The organism is Pandoraea sp. PE-S2R-1, from assembly GCF_002179865.1.
In the GTDB taxonomy this organism is placed as follows: Bacteria; Pseudomonadota; Gammaproteobacteria; order Burkholderiales; family Burkholderiaceae; genus Pandoraea.
On the sequence record NZ_NGUR01000007.1, the window covers coordinates 340,822 to 361,305 of the forward strand.

29 protein-coding genes are annotated in these 20,484 nt (G+C 59.7%); all 29 read left to right on the forward strand.

What is annotated here, in order from left to right:
* Nucleotides 1-24: 24 nt before the first annotated feature.
* A complete protein-coding gene (locus tag CDV44_RS04180) occupies nucleotides 25-618 on the forward strand; it encodes a hypothetical protein (protein ID WP_087686788.1) in 594 nt (197 codons plus the stop codon).
* Nucleotides 619-629: 11 nt separating this feature from the next.
* Nucleotides 630-800, forward strand: coding sequence for a hypothetical protein (locus tag CDV44_RS27965; RefSeq protein ID WP_170935847.1), 171 nt, complete (start codon nucleotides 630-632; stop codon nucleotides 798-800).
* 9 nt (nucleotides 801-809) lie between these two features.
* Nucleotides 810-1,061 carry a helix-turn-helix domain-containing protein gene (locus CDV44_RS04185; RefSeq protein WP_087686789.1) on the forward strand — a complete coding sequence of 84 codons (252 nt, stop codon included), beginning with the start codon at nucleotides 810-812 and terminating at the stop codon, nucleotides 1,059-1,061.
* Nucleotide 1,062: 1 nt separating this feature from the next.
* Nucleotides 1,063-2,097 (forward strand): replication protein, encoded by a 1,035-nt coding sequence (locus tag CDV44_RS04190; RefSeq protein WP_087686790.1) that lies wholly within the window; start codon nucleotides 1,063-1,065, stop codon nucleotides 2,095-2,097.
* Entirely contained in the window at nucleotides 2,094-3,467 is a 1,374-nt protein-coding gene (gene dnaB / locus CDV44_RS04195) for a replicative DNA helicase (protein ID WP_087686791.1), read from the forward strand. The genes CDV44_RS04190 and dnaB overlap by 4 nt, the downstream gene beginning before the upstream one ends.
* Nucleotides 3,464-3,646: a hypothetical protein gene (locus CDV44_RS04200; RefSeq protein WP_087686792.1), complete on the forward strand. Its 183-nt coding sequence runs from the start codon at nucleotides 3,464-3,466 to the stop codon at nucleotides 3,644-3,646. The genes dnaB and CDV44_RS04200 overlap by 4 nt, the downstream gene beginning before the upstream one ends.
* Nucleotides 3,643-3,972 carry a hypothetical protein gene (locus CDV44_RS04205; RefSeq protein ID WP_087686793.1) on the forward strand — a complete coding sequence of 110 codons (330 nt, stop codon included), beginning with the start codon at nucleotides 3,643-3,645 and terminating at the stop codon, nucleotides 3,970-3,972. The genes CDV44_RS04200 and CDV44_RS04205 overlap by 4 nt, the downstream gene beginning before the upstream one ends.
* A complete protein-coding gene (locus tag CDV44_RS27725; RefSeq protein WP_141118670.1) occupies nucleotides 3,969-4,286 on the forward strand; it encodes a hypothetical protein in 318 nt (105 codons plus the stop codon). Before CDV44_RS04205 ends, CDV44_RS27725 begins: the two co-directional genes overlap by 4 nt.
* 101 nt (nucleotides 4,287-4,387) lie before the next feature.
* Nucleotides 4,388-4,681 carry a Ref family recombination enhancement nuclease gene (locus CDV44_RS28700; RefSeq protein WP_371328730.1) on the forward strand — a complete coding sequence of 98 codons (294 nt, stop codon included), beginning with the start codon at nucleotides 4,388-4,390 and terminating at the stop codon, nucleotides 4,679-4,681.
* Complete coding sequence (locus CDV44_RS04215; RefSeq protein WP_087686795.1) at nucleotides 4,681-4,866, forward strand: hypothetical protein; 186 nt, start codon at nucleotides 4,681-4,683, stop codon at nucleotides 4,864-4,866. Before CDV44_RS28700 ends, CDV44_RS04215 begins: the two co-directional genes overlap by 1 nt.
* Complete coding sequence (locus CDV44_RS04220; protein ID WP_087686796.1) at nucleotides 4,863-5,222, forward strand: sigma-70 family RNA polymerase sigma factor; 360 nt, start codon at nucleotides 4,863-4,865, stop codon at nucleotides 5,220-5,222. The genes CDV44_RS04215 and CDV44_RS04220 overlap by 4 nt, the downstream gene beginning before the upstream one ends.
* 849 nt (nucleotides 5,223-6,071) lie before the next feature.
* The gene (locus tag CDV44_RS04230; RefSeq protein WP_087686798.1) at nucleotides 6,072-6,575 is read left to right on the forward strand and encodes a terminase small subunit; all 504 of its coding nucleotides are present in this window, start codon (nucleotides 6,072-6,074) and stop codon (nucleotides 6,573-6,575) included.
* A gap of 3 nt (nucleotides 6,576-6,578) precedes the next feature.
* The gene (locus CDV44_RS04235) at nucleotides 6,579-8,294 is read left to right on the forward strand and encodes a terminase large subunit (RefSeq protein ID WP_087686799.1); all 1,716 of its coding nucleotides are present in this window, start codon (nucleotides 6,579-6,581) and stop codon (nucleotides 8,292-8,294) included.
* Nucleotides 8,295-8,301: 7 nt separating this feature from the next.
* A complete protein-coding gene (locus CDV44_RS04240; RefSeq protein ID WP_087686800.1) occupies nucleotides 8,302-9,606 on the forward strand; it encodes a phage portal protein in 1,305 nt (434 codons plus the stop codon).
* The gene (locus tag CDV44_RS04245) at nucleotides 9,584-10,429 is read left to right on the forward strand and encodes a head maturation protease, ClpP-related (protein WP_087686801.1); all 846 of its coding nucleotides are present in this window, start codon (nucleotides 9,584-9,586) and stop codon (nucleotides 10,427-10,429) included. Before CDV44_RS04240 ends, CDV44_RS04245 begins: the two co-directional genes overlap by 23 nt.
* A gap of 2 nt (nucleotides 10,430-10,431) precedes the next feature.
* Nucleotides 10,432-11,616, forward strand: coding sequence for a phage major capsid protein (locus CDV44_RS04250; protein ID WP_087686802.1), 1,185 nt, complete (start codon nucleotides 10,432-10,434; stop codon nucleotides 11,614-11,616).
* Between the two features lie 64 nt (nucleotides 11,617-11,680).
* On the forward strand, nucleotides 11,681-11,938 hold the full coding sequence (locus tag CDV44_RS04255; RefSeq protein WP_087686803.1) for a HeH/LEM domain-containing protein: 258 nt from the start codon (nucleotides 11,681-11,683) through the stop codon (nucleotides 11,936-11,938).
* Nucleotides 11,939-11,941: 3 nt separating this feature from the next.
* Nucleotides 11,942-12,283 carry a head-tail connector protein gene (locus tag CDV44_RS04260; protein ID WP_087686804.1) on the forward strand — a complete coding sequence of 114 codons (342 nt, stop codon included), beginning with the start codon at nucleotides 11,942-11,944 and terminating at the stop codon, nucleotides 12,281-12,283.
* Nucleotides 12,284-12,309: 26 nt separating this feature from the next.
* The gene (locus CDV44_RS04265) at nucleotides 12,310-12,642 is read left to right on the forward strand and encodes a phage head closure protein (protein ID WP_249277400.1); all 333 of its coding nucleotides are present in this window, start codon (nucleotides 12,310-12,312) and stop codon (nucleotides 12,640-12,642) included.
* Nucleotides 12,632-13,132: a hypothetical protein gene (locus CDV44_RS04270; RefSeq protein WP_087686806.1), complete on the forward strand. Its 501-nt coding sequence runs from the start codon at nucleotides 12,632-12,634 to the stop codon at nucleotides 13,130-13,132. The genes CDV44_RS04265 and CDV44_RS04270 overlap by 11 nt, the downstream gene beginning before the upstream one ends.
* On the forward strand, nucleotides 13,129-13,476 hold the full coding sequence (locus CDV44_RS04275; protein ID WP_087686807.1) for a DUF3168 domain-containing protein: 348 nt from the start codon (nucleotides 13,129-13,131) through the stop codon (nucleotides 13,474-13,476). The genes CDV44_RS04270 and CDV44_RS04275 overlap by 4 nt, the downstream gene beginning before the upstream one ends.
* 17 nt (nucleotides 13,477-13,493) lie before the next feature.
* Nucleotides 13,494-13,916 (forward strand): phage tail tube protein, encoded by a 423-nt coding sequence (locus tag CDV44_RS04280; RefSeq protein WP_087686808.1) that lies wholly within the window; start codon nucleotides 13,494-13,496, stop codon nucleotides 13,914-13,916.
* Nucleotides 13,913-14,311 (forward strand): hypothetical protein, encoded by a 399-nt coding sequence (locus tag CDV44_RS04285; protein WP_087686809.1) that lies wholly within the window; start codon nucleotides 13,913-13,915, stop codon nucleotides 14,309-14,311. The genes CDV44_RS04280 and CDV44_RS04285 overlap by 4 nt, the downstream gene beginning before the upstream one ends.
* A complete protein-coding gene (locus CDV44_RS04290) occupies nucleotides 14,308-14,613 on the forward strand; it encodes a DUF4035 domain-containing protein (RefSeq protein ID WP_087686810.1) in 306 nt (101 codons plus the stop codon). The genes CDV44_RS04285 and CDV44_RS04290 overlap by 4 nt, the downstream gene beginning before the upstream one ends.
* A gap of 37 nt (nucleotides 14,614-14,650) precedes the next feature.
* Nucleotides 14,651-17,533 carry a phage tail length tape measure family protein gene (locus CDV44_RS04295; RefSeq protein ID WP_087686811.1) on the forward strand — a complete coding sequence of 961 codons (2,883 nt, stop codon included), beginning with the start codon at nucleotides 14,651-14,653 and terminating at the stop codon, nucleotides 17,531-17,533.
* Complete coding sequence (locus CDV44_RS04300; protein ID WP_087686812.1) at nucleotides 17,530-17,865, forward strand: phage tail protein; 336 nt, start codon at nucleotides 17,530-17,532, stop codon at nucleotides 17,863-17,865. The genes CDV44_RS04295 and CDV44_RS04300 overlap by 4 nt, the downstream gene beginning before the upstream one ends.
* A 1-nt stretch (nucleotide 17,866) precedes the next feature.
* The gene (locus CDV44_RS04305) at nucleotides 17,867-18,988 is read left to right on the forward strand and encodes a tail fiber domain-containing protein (protein WP_087686813.1); all 1,122 of its coding nucleotides are present in this window, start codon (nucleotides 17,867-17,869) and stop codon (nucleotides 18,986-18,988) included.
* Complete coding sequence (locus CDV44_RS04310) at nucleotides 18,985-19,689, forward strand: phage minor tail protein L (protein ID WP_087686814.1); 705 nt, start codon at nucleotides 18,985-18,987, stop codon at nucleotides 19,687-19,689. Before CDV44_RS04305 ends, CDV44_RS04310 begins: the two co-directional genes overlap by 4 nt.
* Entirely contained in the window at nucleotides 19,689-20,402 is a 714-nt protein-coding gene (locus CDV44_RS04315; protein WP_087686815.1) for a C40 family peptidase, read from the forward strand. Before CDV44_RS04310 ends, CDV44_RS04315 begins: the two co-directional genes overlap by 1 nt.
* Nucleotides 20,403-20,484 lie beyond the last annotated feature (82 nt).

Below are 20,484 nucleotides of genomic sequence, written 5' to 3' on the forward strand. Positions count from 1 at the left end.
GTAGACGCACGAGGAGAGAAACACATGCGAAACGAATCGCACAAGACAAAGCTGGCGATCCTCTCGGATCACGTGGATCTTTGGCGCCAGCGTGCAGGAAGCCGTGAGACGGTCGCGTTGCAGATTGTCGAGGCCCACAAGGCTTGGGGGGGCGACAAGCTGCCGCGCCTCGAATTCGACATGACGGGCGACGCCTTTACGGCTGCCAAGAACGCGGCCGACCGCATTTTCCGCTGGCTCGACGATCGCACGAAAGACACGAACCTGATGCCGGCGAATGTCGAGCGCTCGATCCTCGCCGCGATGCCCGTCGATATTCGCCTTTCCTACTTGAACGAGTGGCTTGGGACCGTAGATGTGTCGGTTCGGGTTCGGGCGGGATTGGACCACGACTCACTCAGCCCGCAACAAATCGTTCAGTCGATCGTTCACGCGAATCACCGCACCGAGTCCTCGGCAGCCGATTTGCTGGACGGCATCGATCCGGGCGAGTTGCCGCGACTTCACATCAGCTTGATCAACGACATTTCGGTAAAGAAGTCGCTCGTTGGCGCGGTGGAGTCCGCAATGCGTGTCACTGGCGAGGTACCGGTAGGCATGGAGGGTTTAGGAAAGTGAGAGAGATCAAGATGAAGTTGTCCGTGTCTGTCGATCACGATGCGCTGGCAGCGGCGAAGGCCGTATTCGTTAAAGCAGCCTCGCGCGCGGTGACGGTGATCGTAACGAATGACAAGCCGTCCGTTTGCATCGGCTGCGGCGCGGTGCGCCAGCCCAACGGCGAAATGCCGTGCGACCACTGAGGAGACGCCATGAGCTCACATCGAGTCAATCAAGCGTGGGGCGTTGAGCTTCGCCACACCGAAAAGATCGTGTTGCTGGCACTGAGCCACCACGCCGTTATGTCGACCGGCGAGTCGTCGCCGAAGGTAAGCCGTCTGGCGCGTGACTGCGGCATGTCGGAATCGGCTGTGCGTGAGTCCATCAAGGCGCTGGAAGCGGCGGGGCACATCAAGACGGCGCCGGTTCGTCGCGGTGTGACGCTCTACCGCGTCAAGGTCTGACATGGCTCAGCCCGCCCAAGTCATCCCGTTTCCGGAGGTTCGCGTGCCCCAGTTGGAGCATGGCTACACGCGTGTGGCAAACGAGCTCTTGGAAGCGATCACGATGGCTCCATTCGGCCGCAACGAATACAAAGTGCTGATGGTGCTGATCCGGAAGACGTACGGCTTCAACAAGACGTCTGACCAGCTAGCACTCTCTCAGATCCAATTGCGTGCCGGTATCAGCAAGACGCAGACGTCGGTCGCTGTGGCCGAACTGGTGAAGAAGAACGTCTTGCTGGTTGGAGTAGGGAGGTATGCCCGTGAATTCACGATCAACAAGGCATATAGCAAGTGGGACGCATCCCTTCGGGTTGATCTTTCTGTTTTGAGTTCCGAAAACCGGAACGACATGGTTCCGGAACTAGGAACTCTTGGTTCCGAAAACCGGAACTCCGATGTTCCGGAATCCGGAACCACAAAAGACACCTCCAAAAGACAAGACCAAAAGACAACTTCAAAAGAAACCCTTTCGCGCTCGCTTCGCGAACGCTTTGAGATTTTTTGGGCCGGGTATCCGAAAAGGAAATCCAAGAAGACAGCTGAGAAGGCGTTCGCAAAGCTCAACCCCGACGAGCAGCTCTTCAACGAACTGATGGCAGGTTTGGAGCGGGCCAAGACCTTGGGGCAGTGGAGCGATCCGCAATTCATCCCACACCCGGCTACCTGGTTGAACGCTGGTGGCTGGATGGACGAGATCCAGAGCGCATACACCGATGCCGAACTGGCCGTGATTCGAGGCTACAACGAAGTTCTCGGGGAGCTGATCGGCAAGGTGGATGAAGGGATCTTTGTCGAGCAGCGCGCCGGCGCTATCCGCGCACTGATCGCATTCGGCGCGGAGAAGCGCGGCAACTCAGAGATGTGGCGCCAGTACTTCCCGTGGGTTGCGGCGAATGTGGATTTCCCGCCGAGCGCTGGCTTTGACTGGCTGATCAGCCCGAAGGGCTTTAGCAACGTCATCGGCGGTCAGCACAACAAGGCAGACAAGCGATGAGCAACCAGGAACACAACCGCCCAATCGTCGCGGTCGAAGCCGAGCAAGCCGTCATTGGCGCGCTGCTCTTCGAAAACGATGCCATTGACCGTATCGCCGGCCTGAAGGCCGAGCACTTCTTCCGCGCGGACCATCGGACCATCTTCGCTGAGATCGTCGCCATGCTCAGCGCCAACCAGCCGGCAGACGCGTTCACGGTGTTCGGGCGCATTTCTGCCAAGGGCGGCGCTGACGACATCGGCGGGATTGCCTACCTCAACGATCTGGCTTCAAGTGTGCCTAGCGCTGCGAACGTAGCGCACTACGCCGAGATGGTTATCGATCGAGCTCAGAAGCGTGGCCTTGCGGCGGCTGGCTCGCGTATGCAGGAGATGGCGCAGAACCCGAACGGCGCCACGGCCGGCGAACTGGTCGACCGAGCACAGGCAGAGGTGGAGCGACTGGCCGAGGGGCGTGCTGCTGCCGCCCCGATCTTGGCCGCCGAGGGCCTGTCGCACTTTCTGGTCGGCATGGAGCGTCGCCTTGATGGCGAGATTGCACCGGCGCGCATTGGTTACGACGCGCTTGACGAGCGGATCGCAGGTGGCATGAAGGGTGGCGACCTGATCATCGTTGCGGCGCGCCCGTCGATGGGTAAGACGGCGTTCTCGCTCAACGTTGCATCGAACGTCGCCGAGAGCAAGCCGACGCTGTTCCTGTCGATGGAGATGCCGGCCGAGCAATTGCACGCCCGGATGATGGCGCGGCACTCCGGAGTGAATTTCGGCCATCTGATCGAGCCGAAGAAGCTGACGGACATGGAGTGGAGCCAGTTGCCCGCCGGCATCAGCCGAATCGAGCAATTGTCGCTCTACTTCGATGATCAGCCTGGCCTGTCGCTGCTCGATATCCGCAGCAAGGCGCGCGGCATCAAGCGTCGTCACGGTCTCGGGCTGATCGTGGTCGATTACCTCGGCCTGATGACCGGCGGCCAAGGCGATAACCGCACGCAAGAGATCGGCAGTTATTCGCGCGGCCTGAAGGCACTCGCGAAAGAGTTGGACGTGCCGATTATGGCGCTTGCCCAGTTGAATCGTGGCCTTGAGCAACGTGCGGACAAGCGGCCGGTCATGTCGGATCTGCGCGACTCGGGGGAAATTGAGCAAGACGCAGACACGATCTTGTTCCTGTACCGCGACGAGGTCTATCACCCGGATTCGCCTGACCGTGGCCTTTGCGAAGTGATCATCGGCAAGCAGCGCAACGGGCCGCTCGGCCGTGTCGCCCTCGGCTTTCAGGGCGAGTACCAACGCTTTTCTCCGCTTGAGTCTGGACGCACGTACGGCGCCGAGGCGTCCGAAGAGCGCCCGAAGGGGAGGGCCACGTTTTGACGCACTACGAATGCTGGCGGCGTTTTGACGTTGCTGTCACGGCGGCGCTGAGAGGTAACAGCGCGCCTGCATGGGCATTCGTGAAAGAGGTCGAGCAACGGTTTGGCGAAGAGGTTGGTGCTCGGCAGGAAAAGGAATTGCGGGCGTTTATCGCCATGAAACGGGAGAAGGGCAAGTGACGCACAAGAAGGAAAGTCAGTTGGAGCGAACGTTTGCGTTGCACTGCCGCGCGCACAAGGTCGCGGAGCCGACGCGGGAACATCGATTCGCGCCTCCGCGTATGTGGCGTTTCGACTTCGCTTGGCCCGAGGCGATGGTCGCGGCTGAGGTCGAGGGTGGAATCTGGACTGGCGGTCGTCATACGCGCGGGAGCGGGTTCGAGGCTGACGCAGAGAAGTACAACGCGGCGGCGCTGGCCGGCTGGCGTGTTTTCCGCTTCACCACAGGCATGGTTTCTAGCGGTGTCGCTATCTCGACGATTCGGAAAGCTTTGGAGGCAGCATGAAGCGCGAAATCCTCGAAAGCATGGATAAGGGCGTTTGGTACACATACGGCCGCCTTGCAGGATTGGTCGATGCGGAAGCATCGGCAGTGAGTCGCACCTGCCGGGCGCTGGTTGCTGATCGGGTGATCGAGAGCGAGATCATCGATCGCAAGGTGCGTGTGCGCCTTCTGATGAGTCGCTGTGCGGCCGAACCGGTCCGCTACGACAACGTGCCGACCGTCGCCGCGCCGCGGACTGCGCCCGCGTTTGCGCCGCTGGTTTCGTATGAGATGTATGCCAACAGTCACAAGGCCCTATGCGAGGTGACGCGGTGAGCCTGACGAGAAAGAAGCTGCTGCGCTCTACGACCCAGCTTAAGCGCTCGCCTTTCAAGACAAAGCCTCGCAAGCGAGCAAAGAAAGCCGAGCGCGAGCACATGGGCGTTATCGCTGGCCTGTGTTGCATCGTTTGTCGGAACCTTGGGTATGGAGAGAGTCCGGCCGAAGTTCACCATGTGCGATTTCTGGCTGGAGGGGGGCAACGATCGGCGCATACCGACACGATTCCACTGTGCCCCATGCACCACCGCGAGGGTGGATATGGCATTGCGTTTCATGCTGGCCCTGCCGAGTTCCAGCGGCGCTACGGCACTGAGGCTGAATTGCTTGCGCAAACAAGGTTCGAAACTGCGCACCGAATTTTCGCGAGTGTCGCGCCGGAGGTGGCCTGATGGCGGCCCTGCCTTCGTATTTGTATCTGGACCCGGCGAAAGTCATTGAAATTGAGGAGAACAAAACATGCAAGGGCTGCTTACACAAGCTGACGCTATGGGGATTGGAGTATTGCGCCAAGGAACGGACCAAGCCGGGCGCCAAGAACATGCGCCGCTGCAAGTTGTACGAGGAAGAGCGATGACCACGAAACGCGACCTCAACGCACTTTGCGAGGACTGGGCGGCCTGGCATCGCACGCGCCGAATCTTCGTCCCGCCTATGCCGAGTGGCCTGCTCGCCGGGATGCAGCCCCGCAAGGTCGGCCCTGAGCCGGATGCGATCTGCTCGTCGATGCTCAGCTTCTTCAACCTCGCAGTCCTGTCGCTGCCCGAGAGCCCAGAGAAGCAAGCGCTGTACCTGTTCTACATCCACCGTGTTTCTCACATCAAGCGGGTGGCTTCGGCGCTAGGGATCTCGCGCGATGCGTTTTACAAGCGTGTGGAAAGTGGTCGTTCGCAAGCGTATCGAGCATATTGCCGAATGGTCGAAAGTGTATAGCGTGGCGCTATACATCTTCGAGCTATACAAATTCGGCAAAAAACGTATCATTTCGGAAAGGCTGAATCAGTGCCACCAAAGCCCGCGACGGTGAAAACCGCGCGGGCTTTCTGCTTTCTTGCGTGTCTCCTCCTCGACGAAAGTCGTTCGCCCGCACCGCTTGCGCGGTAGCGGGCATTTTTCTCCTATGCCTCGACTGAAGACCTTGGGTTCGCGACTGCCTGCGCTACAGAGCCGCGTGGTGATCGCTCAGCCGATGTCATGGCGAGCAGGGAAGAGCGGGAGCACGGCGCGTGGTTACGGCTACGCGTGGCAGCAGCTACGCGAGCGGCACTTAGCTGCACACCCGCATTGCGTGTTCTGTCTGCGGGACCTTGGCATGGTAGGTATGTCGCCAATTGAGGTTGTGCTCGCATGCGCTGCACGCGGCGTAGCCGAGCCTTTGGGCAATATAGGTGACCACATCGTGCCGCATCGCGGCGACGAGCGGCTTCGGCTCGACCCGGCGAACATTCAGACGCTGTGCAAGTGGCACCACGATAGCGAGAAGCAACGGTCGGAGAGCTCGGGCCGCTAACGCTACGTCTCTACCTTAACGCTATATAAACACTCGCTCGAAACACCGCAGAGGTTCATGTGCTCATTATTTGAGCAGGCTGGACGGTGTGATGAGATGCGATTGACGCAAATGCGACGCATTCTCGTTAGTGTGCTCAAAAGATGTGCAAAATTGCTGATCTGCTCAAAAAATGAGCAGCGGGAGGGGGTGCCTAAAGTTTGAGCAGAAATTTGGCCTAGACCGACCGTTCCCGCACGCGCAGAAAATTTCCCCTTTTGGAGTTTTTGTTAATGGCCTTTAACAGCAAAAAGCGGCTGTTTGCCGATGCTGTTTTGGCCGGAAAGTCCAATAAAGACGCGGCAATCGCGGCAGGTTACAGCCCCGCGACAGCATCTGCGGCCGGATCTCGACTTGTTAAAGACCCGGATGTTGCCGCCTACCTTTCGAAGCATCGAAAAAAGGGCGGATCAAAGGCAAGTGCGGCGCCCAAGCCGGTACCGAATACGCCTGAACAATCCGAAGCCGCAGCGGTGACGAGTGCAGCGGTCGCCGCTGGGTTTGACCTGTCGACCATCCTGACTTTCAAGGATCCTAAGGATTTCCTGCTGGCGGCTATGAACGATCAGGCAACTGAGCCGAAGCTGCGCGTTGACGCGGCGAAGACGCTCATGCCGTTCATGCACGCGAAGGTTGCTGAAGCAGGCAAAAAAGATGCGAAAGCCGAAGCGGCGAAGAAGGCGGCAAGCAAATTCGGTGCACTGGCGCCGCCGCTAAAGTTGGTCAACGGGAAATAACACATGGAATGGTCGACGGCGTGTCTCGACTGGGCCGAGCGGCTCAAGGCGGGGCAGTCGATCATTCCGCCGCCGATCTTTCCCGAGCAGGCTGAGCAAGCGCTCGCTGTGTTCAAGGAATTGAAGATTGTCGATGCGCCGGGCAGCCCAACGTTTGGTGAATCGTCGGCGCAGTGGGTGTTTGACCTGGTCGCCTCCATCTTCGGCGCGTATGACGCAAACAGCGGCCGGCGGCTGATCACTGAGTGGTTCGTCTGCCTGCCAAAGAAGAACTCGAAGTCGACGTTGGCGGCAGGGATCATGATGACGGCCATGATCCTGAACTGGCGGATGTCCGCCGAGTTCGCGATTCTGGCACCGACAATTGAGGTCGCGAACAACAGCTTCGCACCCAGCCGGGACATGGTCAAGCATGAGGAAGAGCTTGACGACTTGTTCCAGGTGCAAACGCACATCAAGACGATCACACATCGGACGAGCGGGGCAACGCTCAAAGTTGTCGCGGCCGATTCGAACACCGTTGGGGGGAAGAAGAGCGTCGGCACCCTGGTTGATGAGGTGTGGCTGTTCGGCAAGCAACCGAACGCCGAGAACATGCTGCGCGAAGCGATCGGCGGTCTGGCCTCGCGCCCGGAAGGGTTCGTGATCTACCTGACGACGCAGTCGGACGACCCACCTGCCGGCGTGTTCGCGCAGAAACTGCGTTACGCGCGCGACGTGCGCGACGGGAAAATCCACGATCCGTGCTTCGTGCCCGTGATCTACGAGCACCCGCCCGAGATGGTGAGGCGAAAGGAACACCTGCTCGCTGAAAACCTCGGGATGGTCAATCCGAACCTGGGTTACTCGGTCGACGAAGCGTTCTTGCTGCGCGAGTTTCGGAAGGCGCAAGAGGGCGGCGAGGAGTCCTTCCGGGGTTTCCTCGCTAAGCACGCCAACGTCGAAATCGGGCTCGCACTTCGAAGCGATCGCTGGGCCGGTGCAGAGTTTTGGGAGGCGGCTGCGCTGGCGCCGCACGTGTGCCTTGATGAGTTGATCGCCCGTTGTGAGGTGATCGACGTTGGCATCGACGGCGGCGGCCTCGATGACTTGCTCGGCGGCGCTGCTGTCGGCCGCGAGCGGGGTACGCGGAATTGGCTCGCTTGGACTCACGCATGGGCGCATCCATCGGTTTTCGAGCGACGCAAGGAAATCGCTGATCGCCTGCGTGACTTCGAACGCGACGGCGATCTGACCATCGTTGAGCAGATTGGCGATGACGTCGCTGACGTCGCAGAGATCGTATCTACCATCTATAAAGCTGGGTTGCTCGATATGGTCGGTGCGGACCCGGCCGGCATCGGCGGTGTGCTGGATGCACTTGCTGAGGCAGGTATCCCTGAAGAAAAGGTAATCGGCATTTCCCAAGGCTGGAAGCTGTCTGGCGCGATCAAAACGGCAGAACGGCGTATCGCGGCTGCCAGCGGCCGCCGAGTGCCCGATGGAGCGCAGACGTCCGATGGCATGCTGATCCACGGCGGTCAGCGCTTGATGGCCTGGTGCGTGGGCAACGCCCGGGTCGTGCCAGTGGGGAACGCGGTAAACATAACAAAGCAGGTCAGCGGGACGGGGAAGATCGACCCGCTGATGGCTCTCTTCAATGCGGTATCGCTGATGGCGCTCAACCCGCCGGCTCAAGGGCCGTCGGTGTATGAGTCGCGCGGCATCCGATTCCTCTGAGGTGTGAATGGGTTGGTTAGATTTCGTCCGGGGCGAGCGCGCGCCGGAGGCCCCCGCACGCCTCGCGGAGCCGACGCTTGAGCGGACTTTCGCGCCAGTGCGGGCAGCTTCGCCACCGGGAGAAGCTTTCGACGGTCTCAACGACCCGCGTTTGCTCGAGTACATCCGCAACGGCGAGTTGAACGGCGGTGTGGCGGGGCGCGAGGCGAAAGCGCTGCGAAACATGGCGGTGCTTCGTTGCGTGACGCTTATTTCGCAGTCGATCGGCATGCTGCCGCTCAATCTGATCGCGAACGACGACACGAAGCAGACGCAGACCGATAACCCGGCGCACCGCCTGCTGAAGTATCGACCGAACGACTGGCAGACGCCCATCGAGTTCAAGAGCCTGATGCAGTTGCGGGCGCTCCTCGACGGGCAGTCTTTCGCGCGCGCAATCTGGTCAGGAACCAAGCCGATTCGCCTAATTCCGATGGATCGGGGTTCAACGACACCTCGCCTCACGGAAGCGTGGCAGATGGTCTATGACTACACGACGCCAGCGGGCCAGGTCGTCACGCTGCCGGCGCGCGAAGTGTTTCACTTGCGCGACCTCTCCCTTGACGGCGTGAACGGGCTCTCTCGCCCGAAGTTGTCACGTGAAGCACTTGAACTCGCCGAGCATGCGGAGCGCGCAGCCTCTCGGACATTTCGCACGGGCGTGATGGCCGGAGGCGCTATCGAGTTCGAAAAGGATCTGTCGGATGACGCGTACAAGCGTCTAAAGGAGTCGCTCGCGGAGAACCATACCGGTGCTGAAAACGCTGGGAGTTGGATGCTCATTGAAGAGGGCGGCAAATCGAAGCAGTTCACCGCGACGGCGGTTTCGGCGCAACAGATCGAGACTAGAAACCACCAAATCGAAGAAGTAGCGCGCATGTACGGCGTGCCTCGTCCGCTCTTGATGATGGACGACACCAGTTGGGGTAGCGGCATCGAGCAGCTTGCAATCTTCTTCATTCAGTACGGCCTGTCGCCTTGGTTCGTCTCGTGGGAGCAGGCGTCAGAACGCCTGTTCCTGCCGGAAAACATGCTCGGCAAGCTGGTGTTCAAGTTCAACGAGGCGGCGCTGCTGCGCGGCACGCTTAGCGATCAGGCCAGCTTCCTCTCCAAGGCGCTCGGTGCTGGTGGTCATTCGCCTTGGATGAAGCAGAACGAAGTACGTGAGACGTTGGATCTGCCTCGCGTAGATGACCCGGTTGCCGATCAACTACGCAACCCAATGACACAGCAACCGAAGGGGACCGGCAATGAGCCTGCTCAGCCTGCCTGAAATCAATTTCCAGAGACCGAGCGCACAGGTTCAGTTTGGTATTGCGCCGAAGGCGCTGTCGCAATGGAACTCGACCATTCAGGCGGTGGAGAGTGGCGACGAGGCGAGTATTTCCATCCTCGATGTCATCGGTCAGGACTACTGGACCGGCGAGGGCGTGACGTCGAAGCGGATTGCCGGGGCGCTTCGCTCCATCGGATCGAACCCGGTCACGGTAAACGTGAACTCGCCGGGCGGTGACATGTTTGAGGGGGTCGCCATTTACAACATGCTTCGGGAGCATCCGGGGCATGTGACGGTGAAGGTTCTGGGTATGGCGGCGTCTGCCGCATCGATCATTGCCATGGCCGGAGACACAATTCAGATCGGGTTGCCGGCCTTCTTCATGATTCACAACGGTTGGATCGTCGCCGCAGGGAATCGAAACGAGTTACGCGACCTTGCCGACTGGATGGAGCCGTTCGATGCCGCAATGGCGGATGTGTACGCGGCCCGCACTGGCATTAAGTCAGCCACGATTCAAGAGCTGATGGACAAGGAAACGTGGCTTGGCGGTAGCGCTTCCGTCGAGCAGGGGTTCGCAGATGAAGTGCTCGATGGTGACCAGATCAGGAACGGTGGCAAGTCGCAAGCAGCGGCGGCGCGACGTATCGAGGCGGCCTTGCGTGCCTCGGGTCTGTCGCGCTCCGACGCACAAGGTCTCATTTCAAACTTCAAGTCCGGCCTGAGAGATTCGGCCGGCAATGGCGGCCTGAGCGATTCGGCGGCTAACAGCGAAGCAGCGGTGCTGCTGAACTTTCTCTACCAACCATTGAAGGGGTAACTATGGACGCAGCAATCAAAGACGCGATCGATAACGCAAACCGCACGTTTGCGCAGTTCAAAGAGGCGAACGACAAGCGCATCGACGCTCTGGAAAAGGGGCAGCCGTCGGCTGATATCTCGGCAAAGGTCGAGAAGATGGGCAGCGATCTCGACACGCTGCAAGCGGCGATCGACGAGCATAGCGTAAAAATGGCCGCGATCCAGATGGGCGGCGGCTCTGGAAAGCAACTGCGCGATGCCGAGTACACGGACGCATTTCAGGCGCACGTTAAGAAGGGCGAAGTCAACGCTGCCCTGAACAAGGGCGCAGATGCGGAAGGCGGCTTCCTGACGCCGATCGAGTGGGATCGAACGATCACCGACAAACTCGTGCTGGTCTCGCCGATGCGTCAGCTCGCGCAGGTGCAAGCGGTATCGAAGGCCGGTTTCTCGAAGCTTTTCAACATGGGCGGAACCGGTAGCGGTTGGGTCGGCGAAACGTCGAACCGTCCGCAAACGAACACGGGGACTTTTAAGTCGCTCTCGTTCACGTCGGGTGAAATCTACGCCAATCCGGCGGCAACGCAGCAGATCCTCGACGACAGCGAAATCGATCTCGAAGCGTGGTTGTCAAACGAGGTGCAAACCCAGTTCGCCAAACAGGAAGGCCTCGCGTTTCTGTCCGGCGACGGTGCGAACAAGCCCACCGGCATTCTGACGTACGTGGCCGGCGGCGCAAATGCAGCAGTCCATCCGTTCGGTGCCATCGGTGTCGTCAACAGTGGCGCGGCGGCCTCCATTGCCTCGGACGGCTTGATCGACCTGATCTATGACTTGCCGAGCGCCTTCACCGGAAATGCTGGTTTCACGATGAATCGCAACACGCAGCGCCTAGTTCGCAAGCTCAAGGACGGGCAGGGCAACTACCTGTGGCAGCCGTCGTTCGTTGCCGGTCAACCGGCCACGCTCGCGGGCTATCCGGTGACCGAAGTGCCCGACATGCCGGATGTCGCCGCGAATTCGACGCCGATCCTCTTCGGTGATTTCAAGCAGACGTATCTCATCGTCGACCGCATCGGTGTGCGTGTTTTGCGCGACCCGTACACGGCCAAGCCGTATGTGCTGTTCTACACGACGAAGCGCGTCGGCGGCGGCCTGCTGAATCCGGAGCCGATGCGCGCGCTGAAAGTGGCCGCATCGGCGTAAGAGAAAGCGGAGCGTAGACGAACTGGGGCTCCTTCGGGAGCCTCATTCATTTTGTGAGGAAGACATGGCAAAGCTCATTGCGGCGTTTCTTGGTGTGTTGGACGGTGACATTTACCCGACGCAGTTCGAAGCAGGCGACGAATGCCCGCCCGAACTGGAAGCTGGCGCTCAGGAACTGGGTGCACTGGGCGACGAATCGGTCTCGACCGAGGACATGACCGCCGCGCAGATCAAGGCGGCGCTAGACGCCAATGGCGTCGAGTACAAAGCAAGCATGAGCAAGGCTGAGCTGCTCGAACTGCTGACCGGGGCCGGGGAGTAAAGCGTGTCGTTGGTTTCCCTCGAACTCGCGACGAAGTTCGTCAAACAGGACCTCGGTGCTGATGACGATGTCGTGCAAATGGCGCTCGACGGCGCTACGCAGTCCGCTATCGACTATCTGAATCGTCAAGTCTTCGAGACTGACGCCGCGATGCAGACCGCTGTTATGGCCGGTACGGCCGGTGAGAACCCGATGGTGGTGAATGCTGCGATTAAGGCGGCCATCCTGAAGACGACCGCGGAGTTGTACATGAACCGTGAGGATTCGAGCATCGGGACCGTCGCTGAACTGCCGTTCAACGCGAAATCGCTCTTGCGACCTCACCGAATCATTCCGGGGGTGTGATGCGCTCCGGAACTCTCACTCGACAAGTGCGGATCGAACGTCGGGGCGCTGGGAAGGATGATTTCGGCCAACCGTCCGACGGCTGGGTGCCGGTCGGGCCGGTGCTTTGGTGCAACGTCCGTGTGTCGTCAGGCTCAGAAGCCATCAAATCCGATATGCCGGTCGGTGCGGCGACCGTGAGCATTCGCGTGCGCTACCGCACAGATATCGACAACGGAATGCGGGCGGTCCTTATCAAGTACGTCGCCGGTGAGCCGGTGGACGACGAGATTTTCAACATCGAGAAGCCGTTGCCCGACTACGCCGGCCGGGAGTACACGGACCTCGTTTGCGTCTCTGGACAAGGCGATGGCGGTTGATTGGAAGACGAGCGGATTCAGCGAGTCTGCCGCGGCGCTACTGAAGCTCGCCGACGATCTGGGCGAATCTGCGCTACGGTCTGCCGCCGTTGCCGGAGGGACGATTCTGCGTGACGAAGCCGCACTACGCGCCCCGCAAGGCGAAACCGGAAACCTCGGTCGCGCGCTTTACCTGAAGTTCATTGAAGAGCGCTCTACCGAGACGAGCAAGATGTACTACGTCAGCATCCGGCGTGGGAGGAAGGGCGACGGCCGCAACGACGTCGCCTTCTACGGCCCGATGGTTGAGTTTGGGCACTGGTACGTGCCCCCGAAACCGAAGGGCATGAGGTGGAAGTCTCACCGAGCCAACTCGGTAGGTAAGCACTGGGTCGCTGCACGTCCGTTCATCCGACCAGCTTGGGAGGCGCGCAAGACCGATGCCGTCGATGCGATGCGCAATAGGCTCAAAGAGAAATTGATGGAAATTCACGAGGAGCGCGGCAAATGATCGAGCCACTCATCACGGGGGCGCTAGCCGAGGTTGCTGGTGCCCGGATATTCGACGCCACAGCGCCGGCCAACACGCCGCGCCCATTCGCAGTTTTTCAAAAAGTCGGTGGGCAGGACGCGAGCTCGCTTGAAGGTCTTGCCGAGCGCATGAACGCGCGCGTGCAGTTCGTTGTGTGGGCGGAGACCGCGAAGGAAGCGGCGACGGTCATGCGACAGATGATGACGATCCTCTGCGGAGACGAACTGAAGGGTGTGCCCATTGGCGCACCCGTGGGGTTGCATGAGCCCGATACCAACTGGTACGGCGAGCGCCTCGACATTTCATTTTGGTTCACCCCTTGATATGACAGGAGAAAGCTATGGCTTCCCCGGCAATTTCTGCACAAGGTAGCAAGCTGGAGATCGGTTCGACCGATGCCAGCCCTACTTACACCCGTATTCGCGGCTTCAAGTCCTTTACGGGCTTTGACGGGCAGGCGTCGGAGCTCGACGCGACCGATCTCGAAAGCAAAGCGAAGGAGTACTTGCTCGGCCTTCAGGACGCCGGCAACTTCAACTTCGATCTGAATGTGAACCGCTCCGATCCGGGCCAGATCGCACTCGAAGCGGCCCGGAAGAGCGGCGCACTGCGTTCGTTCCGTCTGACGCTTCCCGACGGCCAGGTCGCGACGTGGAGCGGACTGGTGAAGAGCACGCCCCTGCAAGGTGGGGTGGACGCAATTCTGACTGGCACCGTGAACACGCGCATCAGCGGTGAAGTCATTTGGACGGAGACGCCGTGAACATCCTTTCGAAAGACCAGATTCTCGCGGCGAACGACCGCAAGACCGTCGACGTTCCGGTGCCGGAGTGGGGTGGCGTGATCCGCTTGGCTGTGATGACCGGCGCGGAGCGCGATTCGTTTCACGCTTCGCGGGAAGGGCGCGGCACCGGAATTGGCGACTTCGAGGCGGCGTTGCTCGCCGCAACGATCGTCGGTGCCGATGGCAATCAGGTGTTCTCGATCGACGACATCGAGTCGCTCCGAGGCAAGAACAAGGATGTGCTCGACCATCTTGCCGGAGAGGCTGCGACCCTCAATGGTATCGGGCAAAAGGCGCAGGAGAATGCGGAAAAAAACTCCGACGCCGCCCCGAGCGGCGCTTCTGGTTCCGACTCGCCGGTCACCTCGGAATGAGCGTCGGGCAAGCCCAGCGGGAGATTGATTCCGCTGAGTTTGCCGAATGGATGGCGTTCTCACGTATCGAACCGCTGGGCGGCCCGATCGAGGATTTGCGAACGGGCGCGGTGGTGTCGATGCTTGCCAACATCAACCGTGACAGGGCGAAGCGGCCTGAGCCATTCGGGTTGTTGGATCTTCTCCCATGGGTAGAGGCTGCTCATGCCGCCAGCAACGAGCCCGTGTTGCTTGATGGATCGAAAGCCCAATCGGACTTGATCCGAGCCGCGATATTCGGCGTTGCGCCGAAATCCCAATAGTGCCCGCCATGTGTGGGCGTTTTCTCTTGAGAACGGAATGAGTGACCTGATCGGAAAGGCCGTAATTGCCGTCGAGGCGAACACGACCGCCCTGAAAGCCAGTATGGCCGAAGGCGCACAGTCCGTGAAGCAGCTTGAGGCGACGGCAACGGCGGCCGGCACCAGGTCGAGTGCAGCGTTCAAGGGGATGTCGGACGCCGCAACGACCGGCGCTCGCGCAAGCGAATCGTCGATCCGTAGTTTCATGTCATCGCTTGAGCGCCAATCGGTGCAGGTCACGCAGGGTAAGGCGGCGTGGCTGGAAATGCGCGCCGCGCAGCTTGGCGTCGCTGATTCTGCCGCACCGATGATTTCGGCGATGAAGAAGGCCGAGGAAGGTGTGCACGGGCTGAATTTCGCAACCGGCGCCGCTCGTAAAGAAATGCTGGTGCTCGCGCACGAGGCATCGCAGGGGGCTTGGAAGAACTTCGCCGGCTCGATGATGGTGTTGGGCGAACGTACCGATGCGCTCGCCGTAGTTCTGAGCTCCGCAGGCGTCTCCGTTGCGTTGGTGGCGGCGGGCATCGGGGCTTTTGTTTTGGCGGCGATTCAGGGGCGACGCGAGGCCGAAGAGTTCACCCGATCCCTGCAACTCACCGGTAACGCCGCTGGCGTCACGCGCGATGCAGTCAATTCGATGGCTCTCGCGATCGCGAAGGACACGGGCAAGGGCATTGGAACCGCACAGGAAGCGCTGCAAGCGCTGATATCGACCGGCCGATTCACCGGGCAGAGCATTCAGACGCTCGGCGAAGACGTCGTGAAGTTCTCGGAACTGACTGGCGCGAAGCTTGAAGACGTCGTTGCCGATTACGCGAAAATGCCCGACGGCGTTGCGAAATGGGCGGCTGAGCACAACCGCAGCATGCACTTCATGGACACGGCGACATATGAATATGTTCGGTCGCTCGAAGAGGCTGGCCGAGTATCCGATGCGGTTCGTGTCGTGTCCGAAGCGCTGCATCGTCAATTAGTGAACGATGCAAACGACAAACTGGGGACGGCGGCGAAGGCGTGGCGTGATTTCCGGCTTGAGATTTCGAAGACCTGGGCGGCATTGAAGCAAGGCTTCAGTTCCGGGCCGACGAACACCGACAAGATAGAGACGCTACTCAGCGAGCGGCGCGATCTTGAGAGCATGGCAAAGCGTGACGGCTGGGGTGGTGACTCAGCACGCGAGCGCATTGCGAACATTGACAAGCAAGTCAGATCGCTTCAGTCACTGAAGGTTGAAGAGCAGCGGCTCGCAGAGGCAGCCGCAAGACGTGCTCAAGAGCAAGAGGCGGGAATTGCGGCTACCGACGCGCTGCACAAGCAACGCCTCCAATACGACAAAAACTTCGCGCGTCAGCAGGCACTTGATCAGTTCGATCGCCATGTTTCCGATCTTCGGAAAACCAGCCCGAACAGTGCCGAGTTGGACCCTGCCGCTCTGGCCGCGACACGCAAGGGCATCATTGAGCAGTTCACCGACAAAAAAGCCGAGTCCGATGCGCAGAACGCTCTGAATGCCCGTCTCGAAGCGCTTCAGCAGCAATACAAGGCGGAAGAAGATGGTCTGAAATCGAATCTCGCGCACCTGAAGAGCCTGAGAGAGCAAGGGCTACTCTCGTTGCAGGACGAACTGCAACAAGAGCACGACGCCCGACAGCAGTCGCTGACGAAGCAACTGGGGATTATTCAGCAGCAGGAAGAGCTTGCCAAGGGCAAGAAGCAGCTCGCCGCGTATCAGAAGTACGCGGGAGAGGAGGCACAGATTCGCCAAAAGCTTGCGGAGAACGACCGCAAGTTTGCAGACGATTCCGACGCCCTTCAGAAGAAGCAAGCGCGTGACCTTCAGGCTTATGTGACGTCACTCGACAAGTCGCTTCAAACGCGGCGTGAAGCGATTACGCAAAGCGTTGAATCGATTGGCATGGGCGACACGGCACGCGATCAGTTCTCGCGGTTGACCGCTGCGGCCAAGGAATATGACCAAAAGCTGTCCGATCTGACGCGCTCGAGTATCGAGAAGCGCATTGACCCGAGTCAGTACGATGCGGAGTTGAAGGCTCTACAGGACTTCTACGATAAGCGAGTGGCGATGGAGTATGACGCCACCGACCGTATTCGTGCTGCCCAAGGGAATTGGCTCAACGGCGCCCAGCGCGCCTGGGAGAACTTCAACGATAAGGCCCTCAACGTCGCGGATCAGGTCGGCACGAGCTTCTCGAACGTCTACGAAGGGTTGACGGACGCCGCCGCCAAGTGGGCTACCGGGACGAAAATGAGCATCGCCGATATCGGCACAGCGTTCGCACAAGAACTGATCAAGATGTCGATCCGCGCAGCAGCGTCACCGGTTTTTGGTGCATTGACGGGGTTCTTAGGGAGCGCGTTTGCAGGCGGTTACTCGTCGAGCGCGGTCAACGGCGGGTTGGCTGGATCGTACAGCGGTTCGTTCTCGTCGGGCCTGAGCGGCGGCACTGGCATGTTCACCATGCCGAGCGCGAAGGGCAATGTGTTTGCCAGCGGCTCAGTCGTGCATGCCTTTGCCAAGGGCGGTGCCTTTACCAATCAAGTTGTTAGCCAGCCCACGCTCGCGCCAATGGCCCTTTTCGGGGAGGCCGGAGAGGAGGCAATCATGCCGCTTAAACGCGGGTCTGACGGTTCGTTGGGGGTGCGTGCATCGATCGACGTTGGCAGCGGAACTCAGGTGCACAACTATACGAATGTGGACCTAAACGTGCAGGCGTCGAGTGGCGGTGCTGCGGGCTTTGACGGGATCGACGCTAGAGACCTTAAGCGCGCTGTTCATGGCTGGATTGACGAGCGCATGGACAAGAAGATGCGTGGACAAGGGGGGTATGCCTCGCAGATGAAGTACGGACAATTGGCATGACCGATACGTTCCTCTGGTCCCCGCGCACGAACGCGTCGGGCGACATCACCTTTGCCGTGCGCAAGGGCGTTTTTGGTGACGGCTATGAGCAGCGCGCCAGGGACGGACTGAATAACAAGAAGTCGACCTATCAACTCACTTTCGTTGGGGGGGAGCAGAAGATCTCGGCGATCTTGGCATTCCTCGACGCGCATGCCGGCAGCAAGTCGTTTTTTTGGACGCCAGCTTTGCGGCCGCAAGCACTATTTGTTTGCGAGAAGTACTCAGGGCCAGTGAAAGACGGCGACACGTACACCATCTCCGCAACGTTCGATCAGACGTTTGCCCCCTGAAATGACGAAACAAACTATCAATCTAGGAACCCCACCCAAGGGATCTGACGGTGACACTACGCGCGCTGGATTTGGAAAGGCGAACGACAACTTCAACGAACTCTTTGCGCGAGCCCAAGGGAAATTAGCTAAGGACGTATCCGGCCCAGCCGGGACCGTTGCATTGACTGACGCTGAAGCTCTCAACGGCTCGCTCACCTTTGCCGGCGCGATAACAGGGGATCGGGTTGTCACGGTGCCGGCGAATCCTCCGCAGTTGTACATTGTCCGCAACGGAACCAGTGGTGCGTTCTCGTTGACGTTCAAGACGGTTGGCGGCACCGGCGTGGCTGTCAAAGGTGGCCAGCAGCTTGTCGTTTTCTCGGATGGAGTGAACATCGTCGACTGGGTCGGGGGGCAACTTGGTGGGCTCCAAACCGGCCTCGACGCCGCAAACGCAGCCATCGCAACAAAGATGCCTGCGAACCCCGGCGGCGGACTCACAAAGGTTGTGCGAGGAGATGGGTCGCTGGGTAATTCCATCCGGGGGTACTTTCAAGTCAACAACGCTGGGTGGCCGCTATTCGAGTGGCATATCCCCGGGGCGATCGCACGCGCTTGCACCATGGGCACCGATGGTGGGCTTTCGTGGCTCGGTTCCGATGGGGCGGGGAATACTGTCGGCTCTGTCTTGATGAATCTGGGCCCAACAGGAAGTCTTGGAATTCTTGGGAGTTTGAGTCAAGGCTCCGACTATCGCCTGAAGACAGACGTGGTCGAATTGGAAGCTGAAGACGTCCTTGATCGGATCATGCGTTTCAGGGGCATCGAATACACATCGATTTTCGATCCAGACGGCGGGCGATCTCCGGGCGGCTTGGCTCATGAGGTCAGCGAACTATTCCCATTGCTCGTGCAAGGAACGAAGGACGCGGTGGACACCGATGCTGAAGGCAACGCCGTGCCTAGGTATCAGCGGATGAACTATGTAGGGCTGACCGTTTACACCACGGTCGGCTTGCAAGCCACGGTCAGGCGTCTAGAGGTGGCCGAACGAACGATTGAATCTCTCGAAACGCGAATTGCATTGCTCGAACGGACTGTCGCCGGCACGGGGCAATCTAACATTGGAGGTGCCGAATGAGTATCGTTGCTGATATTCAGACGCTTGAGCCCGGTGCGTTGATTGAGCTTTTCGAGTTGGATGCAACGGCTCAGTCTGGCGATGTCCTGCGCTTTCACGGGCATATGCAGGCGGGATCGATTTGGTGGCAGGGTAACGAATATTCCCCCTGGCCGATTGAGGTAGAGGGGTTCGCCCGCAGTGGTGACACGCAGCAGCCCACGCCGACGCTTTCCGTCGGCAACATTGACGGATCGATCACGGCTCTGTGTTTATACCTTGACGATTTGGTCGGTGCGAAGCTTACTCGCATGCGAACGCTTGGGCAGTACCTGGATACGCGTAACTTCCCGGAAGGAAATCCGACTGCTGATCCGGATGAGCAGCTTCCGCCTGAGCTCTGGTACATAAACCAGAAGACGGAAGAGACGAACGAGTCAGTGACGTTCGAACTGGCCAGCGCTCTCGATTTCAACGGTGAGCAGCTTCCGCGCCGGCAGATCGTGGCAAACGCCTGTGTCTGGCTCACGATCGGTGGCTATCGTGGCCCGTATTGCGGCTATATGGGCGCGGCGTACTTCGACAAGAACGACAAGCCGGTGGCCGATCCTTCGCTGGACAAATGCGGCGGCCGATTGTCCTCGTGCAAATGTCGCTTCGGTCAAAACAACGAACTTCCATATGGCGGGTTTCCTGCCGCCGATCTGGTGCGCACAAGCTGATGAATAAGCGAACGTTGAATGCGATACGAGCTCACGCCGCGGAGGACTACCCGCGCGAGGCCTGTGGGCTCATGATTGTCGCGAAGGGTCGCGAGCGATATGTGCGCTGCCGAAATCTTGCTCAAGGCACAGAGCATTTCGTGATGTCTCCTGAGGATTATGCGGCGGCAGAGGATGCTGGCGACGTGGTATCGGTCGTGCACTCACATCCAGATGCGCCGGCGGCGCCTAGCGAGGCCGACCTAGTGAGTTGCGAGGCTACGGGCCTACCGTGGCACATTTTGTCTTGGCCAGACGACGACTTCCAAACCGTTGAGCCGAGCGGGTATCAAGCGCCGTTAGTTGGTCGCACTTTCGCCCATGGCGTTCTGGACTGCTGGTCTTTGGTGCGCGACTTCTACGCTCGTGAACTTCGGATCGAACTTCCGGACTTTCACCGGCGGGATGACTGGTGGACGCAGGGCGAGAATCTCTACTTGGAAGGCTACCCGAAAGCTGGTTTCGTCCACCTGAGCCAAGACGAACCGAGCAAGATTGGCGATGTGATCTTGATGCAACGGCGCGCCGATGTGCCGAACCATGCGGGCGTGTATCTAGGCGATGGGCTGATGCTGCACCACATGCATGGTCGCCTCTCGACGCGCGAAGTTTATGGCGGGTACTGGAAGGAGATCACCAGGTGCGTTGTGAGGCATAAGGACCTGGTCGGGTAATATTCGGCTTTTGACCATTTAGGGGGCCGAAATGCGGGGGACTTTATTGATCAGCACGCTGTGCGTGTTGGTGGTCAGTGGA

Bases quoted from the DNA above. Each gene is read 5' to 3' on its own strand.
- CDV44_RS04275 (WP_087686807.1), top strand. From the start codon at position 13,129: ATGATCGAGCCACTCATCACGGGGGCGCTAGCCGAGGTTGCTGGTGCC.
- CDV44_RS04270 (WP_087686806.1), top strand. From the start codon at position 12,632: ATGGCGGTTGATTGGAAGACGAGCGGATTCAGCGAGTCTGCCGCGGCG.
- CDV44_RS04315 (WP_087686815.1), top strand. From the start codon at position 19,689: ATGAATAAGCGAACGTTGAATGCGATACGAGCTCACGCCGCGGAGGAC.
- CDV44_RS04190 (WP_087686790.1), top strand. From the start codon at position 1,063: ATGGCTCAGCCCGCCCAAGTCATCCCGTTTCCGGAGGTTCGCGTGCCC.
- CDV44_RS04255 (WP_087686803.1), top strand. From the start codon at position 11,681: ATGGCAAAGCTCATTGCGGCGTTTCTTGGTGTGTTGGACGGTGACATT.
- dnaB (WP_087686791.1), top strand. From the start codon at position 2,094: ATGAGCAACCAGGAACACAACCGCCCAATCGTCGCGGTCGAAGCCGAG.
- CDV44_RS04310 (WP_087686814.1), top strand. From the start codon at position 18,985: ATGAGTATCGTTGCTGATATTCAGACGCTTGAGCCCGGTGCGTTGATT.
- CDV44_RS04220 (WP_087686796.1), top strand. From the start codon at position 4,863: ATGACCACGAAACGCGACCTCAACGCACTTTGCGAGGACTGGGCGGCC.
- CDV44_RS04290 (WP_087686810.1), top strand. From the start codon at position 14,308: ATGAGCGTCGGGCAAGCCCAGCGGGAGATTGATTCCGCTGAGTTTGCC.
- CDV44_RS04245 (WP_087686801.1), top strand. From the start codon at position 9,584: ATGAGCCTGCTCAGCCTGCCTGAAATCAATTTCCAGAGACCGAGCGCA.
- CDV44_RS04300 (WP_087686812.1), top strand. From the start codon at position 17,530: ATGACCGATACGTTCCTCTGGTCCCCGCGCACGAACGCGTCGGGCGAC.
- CDV44_RS28700 (WP_371328730.1), top strand. From the start codon at position 4,388: ATGGGCGTTATCGCTGGCCTGTGTTGCATCGTTTGTCGGAACCTTGGG.
- CDV44_RS04305 (WP_087686813.1), top strand. From the start codon at position 17,867: ATGACGAAACAAACTATCAATCTAGGAACCCCACCCAAGGGATCTGAC.
- CDV44_RS04295 (WP_087686811.1), top strand. From the start codon at position 14,651: ATGAGTGACCTGATCGGAAAGGCCGTAATTGCCGTCGAGGCGAACACG.
- CDV44_RS04185 (WP_087686789.1), top strand. From the start codon at position 810: ATGAGCTCACATCGAGTCAATCAAGCGTGGGGCGTTGAGCTTCGCCAC.
- CDV44_RS04250 (WP_087686802.1), top strand. From the start codon at position 10,432: ATGGACGCAGCAATCAAAGACGCGATCGATAACGCAAACCGCACGTTT.
- CDV44_RS04280 (WP_087686808.1), top strand. From the start codon at position 13,494: ATGGCTTCCCCGGCAATTTCTGCACAAGGTAGCAAGCTGGAGATCGGT.
- CDV44_RS27965 (WP_170935847.1), top strand. From the start codon at position 630: ATGAAGTTGTCCGTGTCTGTCGATCACGATGCGCTGGCAGCGGCGAAG.
- CDV44_RS04180 (WP_087686788.1), top strand. From the start codon at position 25: ATGCGAAACGAATCGCACAAGACAAAGCTGGCGATCCTCTCGGATCAC.
- CDV44_RS27725 (WP_141118670.1), top strand. From the start codon at position 3,969: ATGAAGCGCGAAATCCTCGAAAGCATGGATAAGGGCGTTTGGTACACA.
- CDV44_RS04215 (WP_087686795.1), top strand. From the start codon at position 4,681: ATGGCGGCCCTGCCTTCGTATTTGTATCTGGACCCGGCGAAAGTCATT.
- CDV44_RS04230 (WP_087686798.1), top strand. From the start codon at position 6,072: ATGGCCTTTAACAGCAAAAAGCGGCTGTTTGCCGATGCTGTTTTGGCC.
- CDV44_RS04235 (WP_087686799.1), top strand. From the start codon at position 6,579: ATGGAATGGTCGACGGCGTGTCTCGACTGGGCCGAGCGGCTCAAGGCG.
- CDV44_RS04240 (WP_087686800.1), top strand. From the start codon at position 8,302: ATGGGTTGGTTAGATTTCGTCCGGGGCGAGCGCGCGCCGGAGGCCCCC.